The following is a 20,205-nucleotide window of genomic DNA, read 5'->3' on the forward strand; positions in this document are numbered from 1 at the left end:
ATGCGGCACATGAGCCAGATCGAGACCGGGATCGTCTCCTACACGCTGTCCTCCGACTACTACGCGCAGGTCGGCGCCGACTTCGACACCGAGGCGGTGGACGACGCCATCCTGGCCGAGCTGAACCGCAAGCTGCCGGCGGGGATCGTCGTGGAGCGCAGCGGCAAGGTGCTGGCCGACGAGGAGCTGGCCGACGTCGCGCGGGGGCTGGACTGGCCGGCGCTGCTGCAGCAGATCGACGTGGACCAGATCCTCGCCGATCACGCGCGCTGAGCGCTCTTGACGGTCTCGTAGGCCGCGAGCGCCGCCCGCCGCGACTCGGGGAGGTCGACGACCGGCTCGGGATAGTCGGCCGTGTCCCACTCCGGCACCCAGCGCCGCACGTAGTCGCCGTGCCGGTCGAACTTCGTCCGCTGCAGTTCGGGGTTGAACACGCGGAAGTAGGGCGCGGCGTCCGCGCCTGAGCCGGCGACCCACTGCCAGTTGAACGGGTTGCTCGCGGGGTCGGCGTCCACCAGCGTGTCCCAGAACCACTGCTCGCCGCGCCGCCAGTCGATCAGGAGGTTCTTGGTGAGGAACGACGCCACGACCATCCGCACCCGGTTGTGCATGGATCCGGTTGTCCACAGTTCTCGCATCCCCGCGTCCACGAGGGGGACGCCGGTGCGACCCTGGTGCCACGCGGTCAGCACGGACGGGTGCAGGCGCGGCCAGGGGAAGGAGTCGTACGCGCGATGGATGTTCACGGTGGCGAGGTCGGGGTGCTCGAAGAGCGTGTGATAGGCGAACTCGCGCCAGCCGAGCTCGGAGAGGTAGGTGGCGGCGGCCTCGGCCAGGGCGCCGTCGCGCGGGCGGGCGTCGCGCGCGGCGGTGATCGTGTGCCAGACCTGGTGCGGGCTCAGCTCGCCCCAGCGCAGGCGAGGGGACAGCCGGGAGGTGCCGTCGACGCCCGGAACGTCCCTGTCCTCGCGGTACTGGGCGAGGGCCCCGGCGGCGAAGTCGTCCAGGGCGGCATGGGCTGCCCGTTCGCCCGGCTCCCAGGTGTCGCGGAGGCCGGCCGCCCAGTCCGGGTGAGTGGGCAGGAGGCCGAGGTCGTCGATCGCGAGGCCGTCGACGGCCGGGGCGGGCATCAGGTGGGCCGGAGCGACGAGCGGCATGCGCGGAGGCGGGGCCGACCGGCACGCCCGCCAGAACGGTGTGAAGACCGAGAACGGCGTCCCGGAGCCGGTGCGGATCGTCCACGGCTCGAAGAGCAGGCTCGCGCCGAAGCTCTCCGCCTCGATCCCCGCCGCCCGCGCCGCGGTCTTCACGGCGGTGTCGATCCGCCGCTCCGGGCCGCCGTAGCGACGGTTCCAGAAGACGGCGGCAGCGTCCACGTCGGCCAGGAGCGCGGCGATCGTCGGTTCGGCCGCTCCGCGGAGGACGACGAGCCGCGAGCCGCGCTCGCGCAGGTCGGCGTCGAGGGAGGCGAGGCTGTGGTGCAGCCACCACCGGGCGGCGCCTCCGGGTGGGCGCAGGCCGGGGGACCGGTCGTCCCAGACGAAGACGCAGATGACGGGTCGGCCCGTGTGCGCCGCGGCGTCGAGCGCCGGATTGTCGGCGAGGCGGAGGTCGTCCCGGAACCAGACGACGGCCGGTCGGGAGTCGGGAGCCGCGCTCACAGGTCGAGCGAGTCGCCCGGTTCGAGCGCGAAGAACTCGCCGCCGTTCTGCTCGGTCGCCCACGCGATCCGGCCGTTCGAGAGGTCCTTGCCCGCGCGCGACAGCACCATCTCGTGGGTGGGGAAGCTGCGCTTCGGCTTGGTCGCGAGCACGTAGTCCATCGTCTCCGCCACCTTCATCCACGGCGCGCCGGCGGGCACCGCCAGCACATCGACCTCGACGCCGTCCGGGATGACGAACGAGTCGCCCGCGTAGTAGAGCTCGTCGTTGACCAGCACACCGAGGTTGTCGACCACCGGGATGCTCTCGTGGATGACGGCGTGCCGGCCGCCGAAGAAGCGGAGGGTGAACGGGCCGGCCTCCACCGTGTCGCCCGCGTGCACCACCGTGACGTCGAAGTCCGCGGCGGCTCTGGCCACGCCTTCCGGGGCGAAGATCGGCGCCTCCGGGTTCAGCTCCAGCACCCGCTTGAGCTGCTCGGGGGTCCAATGGTCGGCGTGCTCGTGCGTGATGACGACGCCCACGGTGTTGGCGGTGTCCGTCAGCGGCGAGGTGAAGCTGCCCGGGTCGATGAAGAGCTTCTTCCCGGACTCCTCCAGGAGCAGGGCGGCGTGTTCGAACTTCGTCAGTCTCATGGGTTCATCAAACCTCCACCGGGCGGCGCGCGCCAGGTCCGGCCGTGTCGCGCGCTCGAGGACGGCGGCTATGCCATAGTCGTGGTCTATGTCTGTCACCCCTCGGACCGTGGTCGTCGCGGTCAACCCGATGGCGTCCTTCGGGCGGCGCCGCGACGTCGGGCCGCGCGTCGTCGAGCGGCTGCGCGCCGCCGGCCACACGGTGATCCCGGTGGACGAGGCCAACATCGAGCTGCTCCGCCGGGAGACGATCCGCGCCGTCGAGTCCGGCGCCGACGCGCTCGTGGTCGTCGGGGGAGACGGCATGGCGAACCTCGGCATCAACATCGTCGCCCAGACGGAGGTCCCGCTCGGGATCGTCCCCAGCGGCACCGGCAACGACCTCGCCGACGGCCTCGGCATTCCCACCGACGACGCCGACGCCGCGACCGAGCAGTTGCTGGAGGCGCTCGGACGCCCGCCGCGCACGATCGACGCCGGGCTGATCAGGCACGGCGAGCAGCACGGCGAACTCAGCACCTGGTTCGGTTGCGTGCTCTCCGCGGGCTTCGACGCGACCGTGAACGAGCGCGCCAACCTGATGACGCGCCCGCGCGGCCGCAGCCGATACGTCTTCGCGCTGCTCCGCGAGCTGGCCGTCCTGCACCCCCGTCCGTACCGCATCGTCGTGGACGGCGAGGAGGTCGACACCGAGGCGATGCTCGTGTCCGTCGCGAACAACCGCTCCCTCGGCGGCGGCATGCGCATCGTCCCGCACGCCGACCTCTCCGATGGCCGCTTCGACCTGTTCGTGGTGACGAAGATGTCCCGCCCGCGCTTCCTCCGGCTCTTCCCGAAGGTGTTCCGCGGCGAGCACACGGATCTGCCGGAGGTGTCCTTCCGCAGCCTCAGCACGGTGCGGATCGAAGCCGAGGGCGTCGTCGCGTACGCCGACGGCGAGCGGATCGGCCCGCTCCCCGTAGAGGTCACCGTCGTCCCCGGCGCACTCCGCGTCCTCGTCTGACGGCTGCGACACTCCCGGGATGTCGGCCCCGTTTTGGCGCACGGCCCCGTTCTGTGGCATTATCGATGAGTTGCAAAGACGGCCCCATCGTCTAGCGGCCTAGGACGTCGCCCTCTCACGGCGGTAACGCGGGTTCAAATCCCGCTGGGGTCACCACAGCCCGCTTCCCTTGATTTTCAAGGGAAGCGGGCTTTTTCCTTACCCGCCCGCCGGTGGCGAAAACCGGGTCTGTGGCAACACTTTGGCAACATTTGATTTCATAGCTGCGTCATCAAGTGCGACGGCAACAGCATCCAGGTCATCTTCGAAGAGGTCGGCGTAGACATCGAGGGTGATGCTCGCCGACGCGTGGCCGAGCATCCGCTGGACCGCTTTGACGTTTGCGCCGGCGGATACAGCGAGGCTCGCTGCGGTGTGACGCAGTTCATGGGGAGTAAGCGATTCGAGCCCAATAGCGGCCGCCGCGGGATCGAACCAGCCGTTTCGGAACGTGTGATTCCGTAGCCAGATCTTCGTTCGACTGCCATAGAACACCGGATCGTCTCCGCTGCGGCCGATCGTCTGCGCCCTGAGCGCGCCGACCAAGAAGGCAGGAATGGGGATCGAGCGATGCTCGTAGTCCTTGGGCGGCTCGATGCGCTGGTAGCCCTTGTCGGCCACGACCGTCTGCTGGACCGCGAGTCGCTTCCGCGCGAAGTCGATGTCTCGCACCCTGAGTCCTGCTAGTTCGCCCCAGCGCAGCCCGCAGTACGCCAGTGTGAGCACGAGGACGTCGTATCCGTGTTGGGAGCCCTTGGAGCGGTCCCCAACGGCCTGAGCGAGCGCAGCGACCTGATCATGGGTGAGATATCGCTTGATCGCCCGTACGCGCTTCGGGAGTTTGAGCTTGACTGCGGGGTTGGCTGGAAGCCGTCCGTCGTCCACAGCGAGCTGCAGAGCCCCGCTGAGCACATTTACGACCTTGCGTATGGTCTCGGGGGAGCCGGGCAATTCCGCAGCCCACTCCTGTACGCGAAGCCGAGTCAGATTCCCGATCGGAATTCGTCCGAGGTCCGGCTCGATGTAGTTGGCGATGATCCCCTCGACCCGGGTCCGCGTCGTGGCGCGGAGGTCGGACCTGCTCGCGAGCCATCGACTCATCCAGTTCACAACGGTTGTCCGGCTCTTGGCGGGATCAACGTAACGCCCGGTGGCCTTATCCACCTCGACCGACGCGAGGAAGATCTGGGCGTCGAACTTGGTCCGGAACCCACGTTTCGATGTCTGCAGATGGTCGGGTCGTCGGTAGAGCACCCGATATCGCCGGCCTTTGGTTGTCTCGTACGGCTCAATGCTTCCCACGACGCCCCCTTGGAAAAGACTGCACCGAGCCTCCGACAAAATCCGGGCGCTCCCAACGGTGGTGCGTAGTGTGTGAGCCGAAGGCCTTCTCAACTCATCGGTCCTCCATCTGACGAGGCCCCGTGTAATCGCCTGCGACACTCGGCGACCGTTTGCTGCCGGGAGGTGAGTCGGGGATCACCGTAGGATCAAGGCTCATGTGGGCCTTGTCACCGCGACGACTATTCGTCTTTGCGGTCTCTTCGGGTGGTGTTGGAATCGCGCTTTTCTGCCTCACCGAGTTCGTAGATCCGTACGTAGCCGGGCCGCCGGCCTTGCGTGTGATCATTGAGGTTCTGTTTGCCGCAGGGATCAGGCTCTCGCAACTGGCGTTTGTTCTGGCGTTCGCGCTCGCCGCAGCGGGCACGCTTGCGCTCGGACTCGGTCCGGTTCTCTCCCGAGAGCGGGCACTCCCGCACAGCCCACAGGTGCATGGCCGAGGGGGGAGAGCGGTCAAACTACTCGCGGTCGGCGCGGCTGTTTCTGCTGGCATCTCGCTGCTAATCGATGGCTCGGCAGGCCCCACGTTCTTCGGGCAGACTTTTGCATTCGGCGGGGACTCCGGATGGTTGGGGGCAAGCGGTACCGGCCTTCCCGAAGGCCTGCTCGAGGTCGCCTACTACTCGAGCTACGTGTTCCTTGCCGCCTGCGCTCTGTTCGTGTGCATTGCGGCCACTATCGGCTCGCTTACCAGCCCTGCGCCAGACGGGAATGACCAGCCGGGGCCGTTGGCAGGATCCTTCGAACCGCGAGAGGCTGACGCATGACGCGAAGCAGCCGATCACAACGAGTCGTGATCGCCGCCGCAATCTCGGCGACGATATTTCTCGTGGCCTTCTTGCCGCCACTTGTGCCGTGGAACGACTTGCCGCGTGATATCCGACCGGCAGTCTCATTAGCGTTGATCGCCGACATTTATCTCATCCGGCTGTCCTTCGTCTGCTTCCTCGCATTCGCCTGCGCCGCGGTTGGTTTGGCGATCCTTCGCCGTGCGCTTCCAGACGCGCTCGCTGTTTCGCGCCGCTTGGGACCCCCGACTGTTCGCCACCTTGTCGTTGCGGCCTCCATTTTGGCGGGAGCTTATGTTGCAGGTGATGTCACAGTCACCACGCTGCAACTCGGCACAGATTGGCTCTCATCTGGCGGGGCTGGGGTGTTCGCTTGGAGCGACTTCCCGCCGGGTCTCGCGGATGTACTCGGCGGTGTTTGCCGTCTCTGCGACTTCGCCGGTGGCGTTCTCCTTAGCGTGGCGTGCCTGCTTGGCTCGTTCCGACGGCCCGCCGCGGACGGCTCGGCCCGACTTGACGTCAGTCGCTAAGTCTCCGCCGATTCGTCTGGTCCAGACTTCCGCTTGGACAGCGCTTGCCGGCTGAGGCCTGTCCGGGCTGCAAGCGAGTTCCAGCTCTCGCCCAGCTCGCGAAGCTGGGCAATCAATTCGTCCCGCTCGAGAAGTGCCGAGTTCTGCTCGTCGCGGAGTCGATCGATGGTCCGCGAAACGTCGTGCAGGCGTTTGAGGGCGTCGGCGCGCGTGCCCCATTTGCCCCGCAGCTCCAAAATCGCGTCGGCGGCGTGCCGCTCTGCGGCCTCCCATTCGAGGTCTTCGGCGTGCCGGACTGCGGCGGCATCGTGCGCTTCACGTAGCCGCGCGTAGGACGCCTCGCGCCGCCTCGTTCTGGTTGATTTCCCCCGATTTGCCATGCAACCGGGTTTACACGCGACCCCTGTCATTCACTGGGCCGTCGAAGAGGTCCACTTAAAGTGCCTGCGTGCATTCGCTTTGGCTTCTACGTCTCGGCCTTGCTCGTGTATCTCTCCTTGGCTTGTATCTCTGTTGATTATTCATCCCTCGGTCTTCTCTCGGTTCTGGCTTCTATTCATTGGTCTCGTCTATCGGCCTGTCTCCTCGTTGTCCTCCGCTCAACGCACCGCTCTCATTCCAGAGAATGATTTTGGCTCGAACCGCGAGCGCGCGCCGGGTCAATCCCAGTAGCGTGAACCGACTCGTTGGGGATGGAGAACATGTGGAGAAGTGGCTCGGACGTCGTCGGGCTTCTGGCTCGACCACCACGGTGAGGTCGAGTCTGGCGCGGTGGATTGTGGTTCCCGCTGCCGTCATGATCGGCGCGACCCTCGCAGGATGCACGAGTCTTCCGCTCGCAACAACGCCGCCGACGGTCTCTGTCCTCTGGGACTCGAACAGTCCAGTCCCCTCAGGGGACACCGCACGCAGCGCCACGTTCAACGGTGTCGTCTGCCCACAGGAAGGCGACTGTGTCGCTTACGGAAGCGACACCACCGCCCACGAAGGCTATCGACCACTTCTGGTGAAGCGACGTGGTCACGCGTGGGCGCCGGAGACTGTTCCTCTGCCGGTCGGTGCCAAACCGGCAAGCGATTCGCTCTCCGGTGTCGCTACAGTCGGCTGCATTAATCGGGCGTGCCTCGCCGTCGCCGAGTTCCAGGACGCCAAGCACGTGTGGCATTTCTCCTCGACGGGATTCGAGCGTGAGTCCGGTCCGGCTGTCGTGATTCCGGTCGCCGGGGCGGCCGAGGCGGCGGACGAGCTTGCTTCCGGGCCGGAGGAGCAAGGCGGGGTCGCGCTGTCCTGCTGGTCGACCACTGGCTGCATGGCGGCGATAAGCATCTACTTCGACGTCGGCGGTGAGTTCGAGAAGGACGCGTTTGAACTTGTCCGGTTCGACGGCGAGCGCTGGACGACAGTGCCGAGTCCCGAACTCGGTCTGCCGTCCGGCTATGGGTCGCAAGTGGACGAGCTCAGCTGCACGTCGCCGGCGTCCTGTGTGATCGTCGGGAGCGCCAGCAACGCGCTGGGTGATTCGCTGCACGCATGGTCGGCCGTGTCGGCTGGGGGTCGGTGGCGAGTGACGAAGGAGCCGGGGCTGCTGACGTTCGACGATCTCTCGTGCATCGACGCCGCCCCCTGCCAGGCGCTTGCTGAGAAGGACGAGGGTAACGCCCTGGTGACGCTCGGTTCAGACGGGTCGACCTCCGTTCGTGATCTCCCTTCGGGGTCCCAGTTCCATGCGATGGGCTGTTCATCCCAACTCTGTGCATTCAGCGGAGCGCCCGAGGACGGAGGCGGATACCTCGGCACAGGGACGCCCTGGGGGATGACGTCTGCGGACGCGGATCCCGGCGATAGGGCGCTGAAGCTCGGCAATCCTCAAACGGTCGCCTGCGCGTCAACGTCCCTTTGCGCGGCCGTAGGTGGATACGAGGGCAACTCTGTCGACGGGACTTCCTTTCCGCTAGTTGAGATCTATGCAGACAACTCATGGAAGGCGACGACCCCCGCATTTCCAACGGGGATCAAGAGTGGAACGTTGAACGGCGTGGCTTGTCAGTCCGTCCGCGACTGCGTGGCGATCGGACAAGCGAATGGATACGTGAGGCCGTAACCCTGATCGCCGGCGACCTGCACCATCTCCCGGTGCTCGGTCTGTCCCTCCGTTCGCGATGTCTACGCGATTCGTGATGAGAGAACATCGGGCGAGGCTTTGAACCCCGTTCGCTGACGCGGAAGCTGTCATCATCGTCGAATGGACTGGTTTGTTGATCCCGCCCGCGGCCGGTGGCTTCAAGGCCGCATTCCACAACTCGGAATGATGGTGCCCTCAGGCATGCTGGCCTATGCGCGCATCCTGCACCCGGTCTTCGCATTCCGCGAAGCTGACGAGACCATCGAAATGTGGCGGTGGGAGGACGTAGCAGCTAGGAACGACGTGGTTATGGACGCCACGAGCGAGTGGTCGGACATCACTGCGGGCGGTGCGAAGGAGGAGTGGCCGGATGGATGGTCTGTCGGGTGTCCGATTGATGGGCAGATCGACCCGGGCTTCCTTGCATCCATCGTGCCGACGTTGGCTGGGCATACGTCCCGCCCCGACGACATCACGTTGGGAGTCTGGGAAGGGTGGGGCTTTGGCGGATCGGGCACAACGCTGTACCGAACGACGTGGGACGACGACGATGCGCCGACCGACCCCGTTCCGGACCCGATGGCTGCGGAGCGGATGGCGACCGACCCTCGTCTGATCGAGCTGGATGAGTTCGGCCGCTCGGCGTTTTCGCGATATCAGCGAACTGGAATGGTTCCGCAGTTCAGCCGGCCGCTCCTCGAGCTACCCGATCGGAGATACGTGCTCGGTTCGACGACGTTGACTTCGCTAGCGGATCCGGAGTGGGTCTACGCGTCGGGGCTCGGTTGGGTTCCCGGCGGCATGGGCGGGACGATGCCGCAGCTGGTCTGGCCTGCTGACGAAGCCTGGTGCCTGTCGATCGAGGTAGATGCGCCCTACACAGTGGTCGCTGGCTCGGCGGAACTCGTTCGCGCTCTCCTCACCGCGCCGGGCGTTGAAGGGCACGCCATTCGCGAACCTGACTATCCCTGAAGTGATGGTGTCGGACCTATTGGGCGTCTGGAATCGACATGCTCGGCGCTTCGATTGTTATTGATCCAGTCGGTCGGCGGTGCGCCACTCGCGCGGATTCCACTCCGGCGTGTAGCCGCCGATGGGACCTGGTTCTAGCAACGGATCATCTGAGCGGACCAAGCACAGAACCCGGTTGCCGAGCAACGCACCCCGCAAAGCGGCACCGTTGATGACCAGAATGGTGACCGCGAGGTCTGGCATCGCTGAATGGAAGTGATCGAAATTGTCGACCACAATGACCAAACCCGTTTCGTGCTCTGCCCATCCGTAGTCGAGGTCGGCGACGTCGCCGAAACAGTCGTCCAACGCGTTGAGGTTTCGTCCGTAGTAGTCCGGAAACTGTAGCGCCGTCGAGAACGACTGGTGCAGCGCGCTTTCGTCAGTCCACGATCCGGCGTCCAGTCGGACGATTCGATAGCCAGCCGCTTGGAGGGTCCAGATTGCGTCGTCCAGGATGTTCCGCGATCGAAACTTCGAGACGAAGCCGTTCTGCACCAGATTGAATCCGGGGTCCTGGTTGTCCGTGTTCCATACCGCCACGTGAAGAAACGTAGCGGTCGAACGGTCCGACTTCCGGTCCGCCCCGCCCAAGGGATACTGGCGCGCTGAGAGATCGAGTCAAGGGTGCGGCTCCGCTGCATCGCGCAGCGACGCGCAGCGCCCTTGACACGGCCTCTCAACTCGCCATCATCGGGCGTTGGGGCGGACCCACCCGACGATCTCAACTCGGGAGTCGCAGCCCGCTTCGGGGAGCCGGCACCGCCAATTCACCACGGTGTCGGGCGCCACTCGACGACGAGCTGCTTCCAATAGCCTGCGCACGAGGCTTCGTCGTCGCATTCGTCGTAGGGGCTGCCCGTGACCGAGATCACCGCATCCCCTGGCGGGAAGGAGGCCGGAACGGTGATGTGCGCCTCGAAACGGCCGTCCGGCGCCACCTCGACGCGTTGAGGCACTGTTCGCACGTCCCGATGCTGCAGCACGACTTGGTAAGTGTGAGCCGGCGAGTAGGCGAGGCGGCACGCGGCGGCGTCACTGGAGAGCACCACCTCGTCCCCTGGATGCGCGACGCCCGGCTCCAGGTGCAACGGTGCGGGCAGGCACGCCATCGGGAGTGGAATGATGCCGGTCGACTGAGCATGTGCCACTAACGCGACGGCGCCAATCGCTGCGCCAGCCGTCAACACGGTCACCGCAGTGATGACCCATCGTCGTCGTTGCATGACGACATCGTGGCCGACGACGGGCTTCGGCGCGAGCAACGAATACGTAAGCGGCCGTTCGTCACGTGCAACCTTGCGCGAACTTACGCGGGGTACACCATGGGGAGTGACAACAAAATGGCAACAAACCAAATGAATCTCGTGCAGTTATCGTGATCTCCGGAGATCTCGAATTCCGCCATTTCATTGGGATTGCGGGCCAAACCGCGCAGGTATGGTGCGTTCCTTTCGCCCTCTCACGGCGGTAACGCGGGTTCAAATCCCGCTGGGGTCACCAACAGCCCGCCTCCCCGGAAACACTGGGGAGGCGGGCTTTTTTCATGTGCCGATGACGGTACGGTGCTACGCATCCCAGGTCGCCGCAGCGAGCCTCCGAAGTCCGTTTCCGTCATCGATGCTGACCGCCAGTGGGTCCGTGATCGCGGCGGAGTAGGCCATGAACAGTTTGTTGCGCTCTTTGCGTCGGAGTCCGTCCCCGACGCGATCGGAGATTCGGATCATCGAGCAGAGCACGGCGAAGTCCTGTAGGTGCCGCTGACGCAACGAATCGTTGACGAGGCCATATGCATACGCCTTGGCGATCAGTGCGCCTTGCAAGGCCGGGCGGAAGATCGTCGCGGCTTGGCCCTGCAGCGAGACCTCGAACGGCTCGGCGCGGTGGAGCACATTCTGCGCGCCGGGAGTCTCCAGAGTCGTGCCGCCGCGGATCCCGACCCGCTTCGCCCGCAGGCCGATGCCTTCGGGGAGCAGAATGTCGATCTGGCCGCGGTCCTGGTTCACCCAGCGATGCTGGTGACCCTGCCAGTCTCGGCCGTCCGGCTCGAATCCCGAGTCGACCAGAGCCTGAGTGAACTGCATCATTATGTCCGGATGCGCCCGGATGTCGAGCACAGCGTCACCGTCGTCGGTGGGGCGTACCGGCTCCACCTCGCGCTCCCAGCACCACAACTGGACCATCTGGCCGCCGACAAGGCACCATCCGCTCGGAACGCGACGCGCCACTGCGATGATCCCGCGCCATGAGGCCTCTTGCCTCGGAGTCATCGCCGGGAGTTCTAGCGCGGCCACTGAACGGCCTCTAGGAGTTCACGGGCGCGACCGTCTTCGCGAGGGCGGTTCCAGTCGATCAGGTCCGCGATCACGAATCCCACAGGGATGGGCGCGGCGGGCAGCTGCTCGACCACGTGGAGGTGGACGTTCGGCGCATCAGACTCGATGAGGAGGTTGTCGCGAAGGAATCCATCGAGCGCGGAAGCAGCGACGTAGCCCTCGAACTCGCGAGCCGCCGACAGGCCGGCCCGGGCGTCGCTGATGCCCGATGCGATGGCTCGTCGGTCGGAGGAGACGTCCGCAATGTCGGCGGGGTTGGCGGCCACATCCACTACCCGGATCTGCCGAGAACGCAACCACGAATGCAACAGGCCCAGGGGGGACGGATCGCTTCGAAGGCGTTCAACGTAGCGACCGAGGAAGTAGCGCTCCTGCGAGTCGAGTTCGGCCGGTTCGCTGGACATCGCAGCGATGAGCAGGCGGGCCATCCTTGGGCTCAACGGGCGGCTGATCGCCGGCCGCTGGTTGACCTCCAGCTGATCGATCGCCCAGGAGTGGCCGATGCGCTTCGCCTTGACCTGCCCGGAGTTGATGAGGGCGAGCGCGCGCTGCCGCGAGACCCCGCGGGCCTCGGCGAATTCGGACACGCTCAACTGCATTGAACAACTCTAGTCGAACGACAATAGAAGTTCAATGACGATGGTTCAGTATCCCAGCAGGGTCCTGAAAGGGAATACGCAGCGAAATCCACGGATATCGGCTTTCGGTCAAACGTTTGCATCATTCAACCTTTAACTCGGTCGCTCACGGAGGGTGTGTGCGGCGGAGATGCGAACCGACCTGGGGGTCCGAGTATGACGTTGTCCAGTCCCGTGATCGACGAGCGGAGCCCCGACGAAGTCGCTCGGGGTCGGGCATTTCCGATCGAGGTGCTGGTCAACGGGCGAACGCTTCGGGCGACCCGCTCGATGGGGGAGATCTTCGTCCGGGCCGCGCGCGTCAACGCCACGAGCGCGGGATGCCCGCTGACCGTGCTCTCCCACTCGGACGGGGTCGAATTGCTGCACATCACCGGCGCCACGCCCATCGTGGTCCGGGACCTCGAAGCCTCCGCTTCGCCGACGACCGGGAACGGACCCACCGTGAACGACCTCCCGGAGCGAATCGTCTCGGCCGCCTACGGTCTCTTCGCGCACCTCGCCGTCCACGAAGTCACCCGCGAGCAGGTGCTGGAGGCCGCCGCTGTCACGGCGTCGGAGCTCGACGGCGAGTTCGCGTCGCTCGAGGCTCTGGCGGAGGCGTGCCTGAAGCGGCGCGAGCGCGATTGGACCATCGGTCTGGTCCGCGCCGGCGTTCGGGCGCGCTCCGACCGGCCCGAGGAGCAGCTGCTGGCGATCTTCGATGTGTTCGACGAATGGTTCCACCGCAGCGACTACGAGGCGTGCATGTTCGTCAACGTCCTGCTCGAGATGGGCAAGGACCACCCTCTCGGTCGCGCAAGCGTCGAGCACCTCACGTACATCCGCGGCCTGGTGTCGGGACTCGCGACGGAGGCCGGCCTGGCCGAGCCGGAGGAGTTCGCCTACTCGTGGCACATCCTGATGAAAGGCGCGATCATCAACGCCGTGGAGGGGGACGGAGCCGCGGCGAGGCGGGCGCAGTCGATGGGGCGCGCACTCATCGCCCGGCATCGGCTGGCGGCCCAGGAGGCGCAGAACGAGGAGGCGCACGAAGCAGCGGCGCACCAGCTCGACCCGCGCTGGGCGGTCGGCTGAGCGACGACGGCTAGAACCACCTGTCGACGCTTGTAGCCGCGGCGGAGCGAACTTAAACTGGGTGGAGCGTCCACGAGACGCCATGGTTCTCTCTCTCCCCATCTGGTCGCCGGTGCCGACCGTTCGGCGTCCTGCGGGATCCTCCATTCGCGCCCACCATCGCCCTCGCGACGAGACGCTCGAGTCTCTGGCAGATGATTCGTCATGCACACCACACTGAAGGCGGAGGCAGGAACTCCCCGCCACTACACACTCGCTCGGTCAGGGCGAACGCCACCTCCTGTCGCCGGCGGCGCGCCCGGGACGCCTCTCACCCACGCGAGTCGGATCCGCCTGATCGGTGCGGACGACACCATCGTGAGCGTCATCCTCGACGTGAGCCGGATCCGCGCGGAGACCGACGAGATCAGGCTCGGCGGCTCGATCATCGGATACGTCACCCGCGCTGAGCACTGCTTCATCGCGTCCGCGGGCCGGAGGCACGGATCCGCGCACACAGCCGGAACCTTCGACTTGTGGGACCAAGCCGCGGCCGAGTTGCTCCTCCAGCGGCACGATTGAGTTCGAGCGCCGCCGACCTCATCACGCTCCGACGGTCGTCTCTGCTACCGTCGCCACCATGCTGAGTCCGGTCGTCGAGGGCGTGCGCGTCCACCAGAGCGAGTTCTGCCAGACCAACACCGTCGTGGTCGACGGCGACGCCGGTGCGCTGCTGGTCGATCCCGGCATCCTCGACGATGAGCTGGGCGAAATCGCGGCCGACCTGCGTGCGTCCGGCACGCCGGTCGCGGCCGGCTTCGCCACGCACCCGCACTGGGATCATGTGCTCTGGCATCCCGCGTTCGGCACGGCGCCCCGCTTCGCGACGGCGCGCGGGGCCGGTGCGATCGAGGTCTTCCTCGCGAACGAGGCGTGGCGGGAGCGGGTCGCTCCGATGATCCCGGCCGACATCGCCGAGCGCGTTCCGCTCACCCTCTTCGGCGAGCTCACCGGCCTCCCGGACGGCGCCGAGTGGATCCCGTGGGACGGCCCCCGCGTCCGCGTCGTCGAGCACCGCGCCCATGCGGCCGGCCACGCGGCGCTGTTGATCGAGGAGAGCGGTATCCTCGTCGCAGGGGACCTCCTGTCCGACGTGCTGGTGCCGCTGGTCGACCACAGGGCGGAGGACCCGGTCGAGGACTACCTCGCCGCCCTGACGCTCATCGAGAGCATCGCCGACAGCGTCGGGACGGTCATCCCCGGCCACGGCTCGGTCACGGGACCGGACGGCCTCCGCGACCGTGTCGAGCTCGACCGCGCCTATCTGCTCGCGCTGCGCGCCGGCGAGCACCCGGCGAACGACCCGCGGCTCGGCCCGGACGCCGTCTACGACTGGGTGGCCGGCGTGCACGAGCGGCAGGCGGGGCTGCTCGCGCAGCGGTAGCGGAGGGAATGCAGCCGCCCGACCCGGTAGACTGGGTGCTCGCGAAGGGGAGTATCCCGAAGAGGCCAGGCGGCCTCGCGCTGTGAACGTCATCACGGTCCACTCGGGCCCGGGCACAGCGGCACGGATGTGCGGGAGAGACTTTCGGGTCCGTCCCGTACGCCCTTCGAAAGGTCTCCTCCCGTGGAACTCGCCCTCCCGCTCTGGTTCGAGGTCGGCAGCTTCGTCGTCCTGCTGCTGATCCTCGCCTTCGACCTCCTGATCGTCTACAAGCGGCCGCACATCCCGAGCCCGCGGGAGTCCGCGCTCTGGGTGGCCTTCTACGTCGGCCTCGCGCTCGTCTTCGCGCTGCTGATGCTGCTGATCGGCGACGCCGAGCACGCCGGTCAGTTCCTCGCCGGCTGGCTCACCGAGTACAGCCTGAGCATCGACAACCTGTTCGTGTTCGTGATCATCATGGGCAGGTTCGCGGTGCCCAGGAAGTACCAGCAGGAGGTGCTCATGGTGGGCATCATCCTGGCGCTGGTCTTCCGCGGCGTGTTCATCCTGCTCGGCGCCGGCCTCATCGCGAGCTTCAGCGCGATCTTCTATCTGTTCGGCGCCTTCCTGCTCTGGACGGCGTTCAACCAGGCGTTCGGCACGCACGACGACGAGGGCACGAAGGACGGCCTGCTCATCCGCTTCGCGCGGCGCCGGCTCAAGGTCTCCGACCAGTACGAGGGCAACAAGCTGCGCACCACGGTGAACGGCAAGCGGATGTTCACGCCGCTGATCATCGTCTTCCTGGCGCTCGGCACCACCGACCTGCTGTTCGCGCTCGACTCCATCCCGGCGATCTTCGGCATCACGCAGAGCCCGTTCATCGTGTTCACCGCGAACGTCTTCGCCCTGATGGGGCTGCGCCAGCTCTACTTCCTGCTCGGGCACCTGCTGGAGAAGCTGGTCTACCTCAAGTACGGGATCGCGTTCATCCTCGCGTTCATCGGCGTCAAGCTGGTCTTCCACGCCATGCACGAGAACACACTCCCGTTCATCAACGGCGGCGAGCACATCGAATGGGCGCCCGATATCAGCACCTGGACCTCGCTCGCGGTGATCGTCGGTGCGATGGTGGTCGCGACCGTCGCTAGTCTGGTGAGGCTGCACCTGAGCGGCACCACCGTCGAGGACGCCATCCACGGGGATGACGACCCGGCGACGACGACCGCAGAGGCCGCCCCGGCCGCGAACTCCCCGGAGGACCCACGCACATGACTTCCCGCGTCGAGGTGAGCGCCAGAAGCGACACCGGAGCGGTCAGGCAGATCAACGAGGACAGCTACCTCGCGCAGGACCCGGTGTTCGTGGTCGCGGACGGGATGGGCGGTCACGCGCGCGGCGACGTCGCGAGCCGGACGGCGATCGAGAGCCTCGCCCGCACACTCCCCGCAGGCGTCACGCCGACGCCGGAGGAGGTCATCACCGCGATCGACGAGGCGAACGCCGCCGTGCGCGCGCTGTCCGACGCCGAGGAGACCGGTGCGGCCGTCGCGGGGACCACGCTCACCGGCGTGGTGCGCGTGCGTGTCCCGGAACGGGCCGACGAGGAGTGGATGGTCGTCAACGTCGGCGACTCCCGGGTCTATGCCTGGGATGAGCGCGAGCTGCGCCAGCTCTCGTCCGACCACTCGGCCGTGCAGGAGCTGCTCGACGCCGGCCTGATCACCCGCGAGCAGGCGGCCGTGCACCCGGAGCGCAACGTGATCACCCGCGCGCTCGGCGCGGAGGACTTCGTCGACACCGACAGCGAGCTGCTCCCGCTGGACGACGCCAGGACCTTCCTGGTCTGCTCCGACGGACTCACCCGGGAGCTGAGCGACGAGACCATCGCGGAGCTGCTGGCCGGCGACCCCGCCGATCCGGCCGCCGTGCTGGTGGAGGCCGCCGTCGCGGCGGGCGGCCACGACAACGTCACGGTGCTCGTCGTCCGCCAGGTGGCGGACCGCGCCTGACGGCCGCGAGCCGTCGGCCCTGTCCCCAACTCGGGTGATAATCTGAATCCGTGTTCGCGGGTCTGCTCCTTCTTAGCCGCCGCGGCGAGTCCTAATCCTCAGGCCACCCTCGCCGCGGAGTCCGTCGACGGCTGAACCGTGAACGAAGCTCAAGGAGTACCGAGATGACGACGCAGCACAGTCCGCTGACCCTGGCGGAGAAGGTGTGGCGAGACCACCTGGTCGTGAAGGGTGAGGACGGCACGCCCGACCTCATCTACATCGACCTCCACCTGGTCCACGAAGTGACAAGCCCGCAGGCGTTCGACGGCCTGCGCATGGCCGGGCGCCCGGTCCGCCGCCCCGACCTCACGATCGCGACCGAGGACCACAACACGCCGACCATCGGCATCGACCGGCCGATCGCCGACCTGACCAGCCGCACGCAGATCGAGACGCTGCGCCGCAACGCCGAGGAGTTCGGCGTCCGGCTGCACTCGCTCGGCGACATCGAGCAGGGCATCGTGCACGTCGTCGGCCCGCAGCTCGGCCTCACCATGCCGGGCATCACGGTCGTCTGCGGCGACTCGCACACCTCCACGCACGGTGCGTTCGGCGCGATGGCGTTCGGGATCGGCACCAGCGAGGTCGAGCACGTGCTCGCCACGCAGACCCTGCCGCTCAAGGCGTTCAAGACCATGGCCATCACCGTCGAGGGCGAGCTGCGCCCCGGCGTGACGGCGAAGGACATCATCCTCGCGGTCATCGCGAAGATCGGCACAGGCGGCGGCCAGGGCTACGTGCTCGAGTACCGCGGGAGCGCCATCCGCGCCCTCTCGATGGAGGGCCGCATGACGATCTGCAACATGTCGATCGAGGCCGGCGCCCGCGCCGGCATGGTCGCGCCGGACGAGACCACCTACGCCTACCTGAAGGGTCGTCCGCACGCGCCGGAGGGCGCCGACTGGGACGAAGCCGTCGCCTACTGGGACACGCTCGCCACGGACGACGACGCGGTCTTCGACGCCGAGGTCTACCTCGACGCCGCCGCGATCGAGCCGTTCGTGACCTGGGGCACCAACCCCGGCCAGGGCGTCTCGCTGAGCGAGTCCGTCCCGGACCCGGCGGCGATCGCCGAGCCCAACGCTCGCGCCGCCGCCGAGCGCGCGCTGGAGTACATGGACCTGGGCCCCGGGGACGCCGATGAAGAGCATCCCGGTCGACGCGGTGTTCATGGGCTCCTGCACCAACAGCCGCATCGAGGACCTCCGGGCCTTCGCCTCCGTCATCAAGGGTCAGAAGAAGGCCGACAACGTTCGCGTGATGGTCGTCCCCGGCAGCGCCCGCGTGCGCATCGAGGCCGAGGCCGAGGGCATCGACAAGATCGTCGAGGAGTTCGGCGCCGAGTGGCGGTTCGCGGGCTGCTCGATGTGTCTGGGCATGAACCCCGACCAGCTCGCGCCGGGGGAGCGCTGCGCCTCCACCTCGAACCGCAACTTCGAGGGCCGGCAGGGCAAGGGCGGCCGCACCCACCTGGTGTCGCCGCTGGTCGCGGCGGCCACGGCCATCCGCGGCACACTGTCCAGCCCGTGGGACCTGGAGCACGACGACGCCCCATCTCCCGATGGATCAGTGCCGTCCGGAGAGAAGGTGGGCGCCTGATGGAGAAGTTCGAGACCGTCACCGGTGTGGCCGTGCCGTTCCGCCGGTCCAACGTGGACACGGACCAGATCATCCCCGCCGTGTTCCTCAAGCGGGTCACCAAGACCGGCTTCGACGACGCGCTCTTCCACGAGTGGCGCAAGGATCCTGAGTTCATCCTCAACAACGAGGCGTACCAGGGCGCGAGCGTGCTCGTCGCCGGCGCCGACTTCGGCACCGGGTCTTCGCGCGAGCACGCTGTCTGGGCGCTGCGGGACTACGGCTTCAAGGTCGTCCTGAGCCCCCGGTTCGCGGACATCTTCCGGGGCAACTCGGGCAAGCAGGGCCTGCTCACGGGCATCATCTCCGAGGAGGACGCCGAGCGACTCTGGGCGGCCATCGAGGCCGAGCCGGGAATAGCGGCGACCGTGGATCTGGTTGCCAAGACTGCGACCGTCGGTGAGGTCCAGGTGTCTTTCGACATCGACGACTACACTCGCTGGCGTTTGCTCGAAGGGTTGGACGACATCGCTCTGACCCTGCGCGACGAGGCGCGAATCTCCGAATACGAAGCCGCCCGCGCAAGCTGGCGGCCCAAGACACTCCCGGTGAAACTTTGAACTCACTTCTTCAGGACGCTCAGGCGGCAGGCGCGCACGTCGGTCTCACGGCCGACCGCATCACGATCAACGGCGGTATCCCTCTGCGGGGCCGCATCGAGGTGCGCGGAGCCAAGAACTTCGTCACCAAGGCGATGGTCGCCGCCATCCTGGGCGAGGGCCCGAGCGTGCTGCGGAACGTCCCGAACATCAGCGATGTCCGGGTCGTCCGCGGCCTCCTCGAGGTCCACGGCGTGAAGGTGACCGACGGCGCGGAGGAAGGCGAGCTCCTGCTCGACCCCAGCGCGGTCGAGACGGCCCACATGGCCGACATCGACGCGCACGCCGGGTCGAGCCGCATCCCGATCCTGTTCTGCGGTCCGCTGCTGCACCGGCTGGGCGAGGCGTTCATCCCCGACCTCGGCGGCTGCCGCATCGGCGACCGCCCGATCGACTACCACCTGGAGGTGCTGCGCAAGTTCGGCGCCGTGGTCGACAAGCTCCCGAGCGGAATCCGGATGACGGCCCCCGAGGGCCTGCACGGCGCCAAGCTCGAGCTCCCGTACCCGAGCGTCGGCGCTACCGAGCAGGTGCTGCTCACCGCCGTCCGCGCGGAGGGCATCACCGAGCTCAAGGGCGCGGCGATCGAGCCCGAGATCATGGACCTGATCAACGTCCTCCAGAAGATGGGCGCGATCATCTCGGTCGACACCGACCGCGTGATCCGCATCGAGGGCGTCGACAAGCTCGTCGGCTACAGCCACACCGCGCTGTTCGACCGCAACGAGGCCGCGAGCTGGGCCGCTGCGGCCCTCGCGACCAGCGGCGACATCTACGTCGGCGGCGCCCGCCAGCCCGAGATGCTGACCTTCCTCAACGTCTTCCGCAAGGTCGGCGGCGCGTTCGAGATCCACGACGACGGCATCCGCTTCTTCCACCCCGGTGGACCGCTGAAGCCCGTCGTGATCGAGACCGACGTGCACCCCGGCTTCATGACCGACTGGCAGCAGCCGCTTGTGGTCGCGCTGACCAAGGCGGAGGGCGTGTCGATCGTCCACGAGACCGTCTACGAGCAGCGTTTCGGCTTCACCGACGCGCTCATCGACATGGGCGCGAAGATCCAGGTCCACAAGGAGTGCCTCGGCGGCCACGACTGCCGCTTCGGCCAGCGCAACTTCAACCACTCCGCGGTCATCATGGGCCCGGTGGCGCTGACCGGCGCCGACGTGGAGATCCCGGACCTGCGCGGCGGCTTCAGCCACCTCATCGCCGCCCTGTCGGCGGAGGGCCAGTCGACCGTCAGCAACGTCGGCATCATCAGCCGCGGGTACGAGAAGTTCATCACCAAGCTCGAACTGCTCGGAGCGGACTTCGTCCTCGCGGGGTGAGGC

General features: G+C 67.1%; 20 protein-coding genes, 1 tRNA gene and 1 pseudogene. 14 read left to right on the forward strand and 8 right to left on the reverse strand.

Translation table 11 applies throughout. The features are described 5' to 3' along the window. Positions 1 to 9 precede the first annotated feature (9 nt). A complete protein-coding gene (locus ABH923_RS20210; RefSeq protein ID WP_370057183.1) occupies positions 10 to 273 on the forward strand; it encodes a hypothetical protein in 264 nt (87 codons plus the stop codon). Here ABH923_RS20210 and ABH923_RS20215 read toward each other — a convergent pair. Both ABH923_RS20215 and ABH923_RS20220 read right to left on the reverse strand, forming a co-directional pair. Further along, on the reverse strand, positions 261 to 1,661 hold the full coding sequence (locus ABH923_RS20215) for a deoxyribodipyrimidine photo-lyase (protein WP_370057184.1): 1,401 nt from the start codon (positions 1,659 to 1,661) through the stop codon (positions 261 to 263). The genes ABH923_RS20210 and ABH923_RS20215 overlap by 13 nt on opposite strands. Next, positions 1,658 to 2,296: an MBL fold metallo-hydrolase gene (locus ABH923_RS20220; protein WP_370057186.1), complete on the reverse strand. Its 639-nt coding sequence runs from the start codon at positions 2,294 to 2,296 to the stop codon at positions 1,658 to 1,660. The genes ABH923_RS20215 and ABH923_RS20220 overlap by 4 nt, the downstream gene beginning before the upstream one ends. 88 nt (positions 2,297 to 2,384) lie before the next feature. Between ABH923_RS20220 and ABH923_RS20225 the strand changes: the two genes are divergently transcribed. Both ABH923_RS20225 and ABH923_RS20230 read left to right on the forward strand, forming a co-directional pair. Next, complete coding sequence (locus ABH923_RS20225) at positions 2,385 to 3,299, forward strand: diacylglycerol kinase family protein (RefSeq protein ID WP_370057187.1); 915 nt, start codon at positions 2,385 to 2,387, stop codon at positions 3,297 to 3,299. A gap of 80 nt (positions 3,300 to 3,379) precedes the next feature. Further along, positions 3,380 to 3,455 (forward strand) — tRNA-Glu (locus tag ABH923_RS20230). Positions 3,456 to 3,497: 42 nt separating this feature from the next. Here the strand turns inward: ABH923_RS20230 and ABH923_RS20235 are convergent. After that, positions 3,498 to 4,640 (reverse strand): tyrosine-type recombinase/integrase, encoded by a 1,143-nt coding sequence (locus tag ABH923_RS20235; RefSeq protein WP_370057188.1) that lies wholly within the window; start codon positions 4,638 to 4,640, stop codon positions 3,498 to 3,500. 197 nt (positions 4,641 to 4,837) lie between these two features. On the opposite strand from ABH923_RS20235, the gene ABH923_RS20240 reads away from it, so the two are divergent. After that, on the forward strand, positions 4,838 to 5,446 hold the full coding sequence (locus tag ABH923_RS20240; protein ID WP_370057189.1) for a hypothetical protein: 609 nt from the start codon (positions 4,838 to 4,840) through the stop codon (positions 5,444 to 5,446). Between the two features lie 547 nt (positions 5,447 to 5,993). On the opposite strand, the gene ABH923_RS20245 is transcribed toward ABH923_RS20240, so the two are convergent. Then, the gene (locus ABH923_RS20245; protein WP_370057190.1) at positions 5,994 to 6,377 is read right to left on the reverse strand and encodes a hypothetical protein; all 384 of its coding nucleotides are present in this window, start codon (positions 6,375 to 6,377) and stop codon (positions 5,994 to 5,996) included. Between the two features lie 416 nt (positions 6,378 to 6,793). On the opposite strand from ABH923_RS20245, the gene ABH923_RS20250 reads away from it, so the two are divergent. Both ABH923_RS20250 and ABH923_RS20255 read left to right on the forward strand, forming a co-directional pair. Beyond that, complete coding sequence (locus ABH923_RS20250) at positions 6,794 to 8,098, forward strand: hypothetical protein (protein ID WP_370057191.1); 1,305 nt, start codon at positions 6,794 to 6,796, stop codon at positions 8,096 to 8,098. A gap of 141 nt (positions 8,099 to 8,239) precedes the next feature. Continuing rightward, complete coding sequence (locus ABH923_RS20255) at positions 8,240 to 9,091, forward strand: hypothetical protein (protein ID WP_370057192.1); 852 nt, start codon at positions 8,240 to 8,242, stop codon at positions 9,089 to 9,091. 57 nt (positions 9,092 to 9,148) lie between these two features. Here ABH923_RS20255 and ABH923_RS20260 read toward each other — a convergent pair whose 3' ends face one another. The 4 genes from ABH923_RS20260 to ABH923_RS20275 all read right to left on the reverse strand — a co-directional run bounded on the left by ABH923_RS20260 (position 9,149) and on the right by ABH923_RS20275 (position 12,065). Continuing rightward, positions 9,149 to 9,673: a barstar family protein gene (locus ABH923_RS20260; RefSeq protein WP_370057193.1), complete on the reverse strand. Its 525-nt coding sequence runs from the start codon at positions 9,671 to 9,673 to the stop codon at positions 9,149 to 9,151. A gap of 227 nt (positions 9,674 to 9,900) precedes the next feature. Further along, positions 9,901 to 10,395: a hypothetical protein gene (locus ABH923_RS20265; RefSeq protein ID WP_370057194.1), complete on the reverse strand. Its 495-nt coding sequence runs from the start codon at positions 10,393 to 10,395 to the stop codon at positions 9,901 to 9,903. Between the two features lie 303 nt (positions 10,396 to 10,698). Further along, the gene (locus ABH923_RS20270) at positions 10,699 to 11,247 is read right to left on the reverse strand and encodes a hypothetical protein (RefSeq protein WP_370057195.1); all 549 of its coding nucleotides are present in this window, start codon (positions 11,245 to 11,247) and stop codon (positions 10,699 to 10,701) included. 164 nt (positions 11,248 to 11,411) lie between these two features. Beyond that, positions 11,412 to 12,065, reverse strand: a complete 654-nt coding sequence (locus tag ABH923_RS20275) for a hypothetical protein (protein ID WP_370057196.1) — start codon at positions 12,063 to 12,065, stop codon at positions 11,412 to 11,414. 195 nt (positions 12,066 to 12,260) lie between these two features. Here ABH923_RS20275 and ABH923_RS20280 point away from each other — a divergent pair, with 195 nt between their 5' ends. The 8 genes and pseudogenes from ABH923_RS20280 to murA all read left to right on the forward strand — a co-directional run bounded on the left by ABH923_RS20280 (position 12,261) and on the right by murA (position 20,202). Beyond that, positions 12,261 to 13,181 carry a TetR/AcrR family transcriptional regulator gene (locus ABH923_RS20280; RefSeq protein ID WP_370057197.1) on the forward strand — a complete coding sequence of 307 codons (921 nt, stop codon included), beginning with the start codon at positions 12,261 to 12,263 and terminating at the stop codon, positions 13,179 to 13,181. Between the two features lie 357 nt (positions 13,182 to 13,538). After that, positions 13,539 to 13,742 (forward strand): hypothetical protein, encoded by a 204-nt coding sequence (locus tag ABH923_RS20285; protein ID WP_370057198.1) that lies wholly within the window; start codon positions 13,539 to 13,541, stop codon positions 13,740 to 13,742. Between the two features lie 58 nt (positions 13,743 to 13,800). Continuing rightward, a complete protein-coding gene (locus tag ABH923_RS20290) occupies positions 13,801 to 14,604 on the forward strand; it encodes an MBL fold metallo-hydrolase (protein WP_370057199.1) in 804 nt (267 codons plus the stop codon). Between the two features lie 183 nt (positions 14,605 to 14,787). Beyond that, on the forward strand, positions 14,788 to 15,858 hold the full coding sequence (locus ABH923_RS20295) for a TerC family protein (protein ID WP_370057200.1): 1,071 nt from the start codon (positions 14,788 to 14,790) through the stop codon (positions 15,856 to 15,858). After that, entirely contained in the window at positions 15,855 to 16,595 is a 741-nt protein-coding gene (locus ABH923_RS20300) for a PP2C family serine/threonine-protein phosphatase (protein ID WP_370057201.1), read from the forward strand. Before ABH923_RS20295 ends, ABH923_RS20300 begins: the two co-directional genes overlap by 4 nt. 164 nt (positions 16,596 to 16,759) lie before the next feature. Next, a pseudogene (gene leuC, locus ABH923_RS20305) lies at positions 16,760 to 18,236 on the forward strand (3-isopropylmalate dehydratase large subunit). Next, complete coding sequence (gene leuD / locus ABH923_RS20310; protein WP_370057202.1) at positions 18,236 to 18,835, forward strand: 3-isopropylmalate dehydratase small subunit; 600 nt, start codon at positions 18,236 to 18,238, stop codon at positions 18,833 to 18,835. The pseudogene leuC and the gene leuD overlap by 1 nt, the downstream one beginning before the upstream one ends. Then, positions 18,832 to 20,202, forward strand: coding sequence for a UDP-N-acetylglucosamine 1-carboxyvinyltransferase (gene murA / locus ABH923_RS20315; protein ID WP_370057203.1), 1,371 nt, complete (start codon positions 18,832 to 18,834; stop codon positions 20,200 to 20,202). The genes leuD and murA overlap by 4 nt, the downstream gene beginning before the upstream one ends. Positions 20,203 to 20,205 lie beyond the last annotated feature (3 nt).

Source organism: Leifsonia sp. EB41 (assembly GCF_041262565.1).
Classification (GTDB): domain Bacteria; phylum Actinomycetota; class Actinomycetes; order Actinomycetales; family Microbacteriaceae; genus Leifsonia.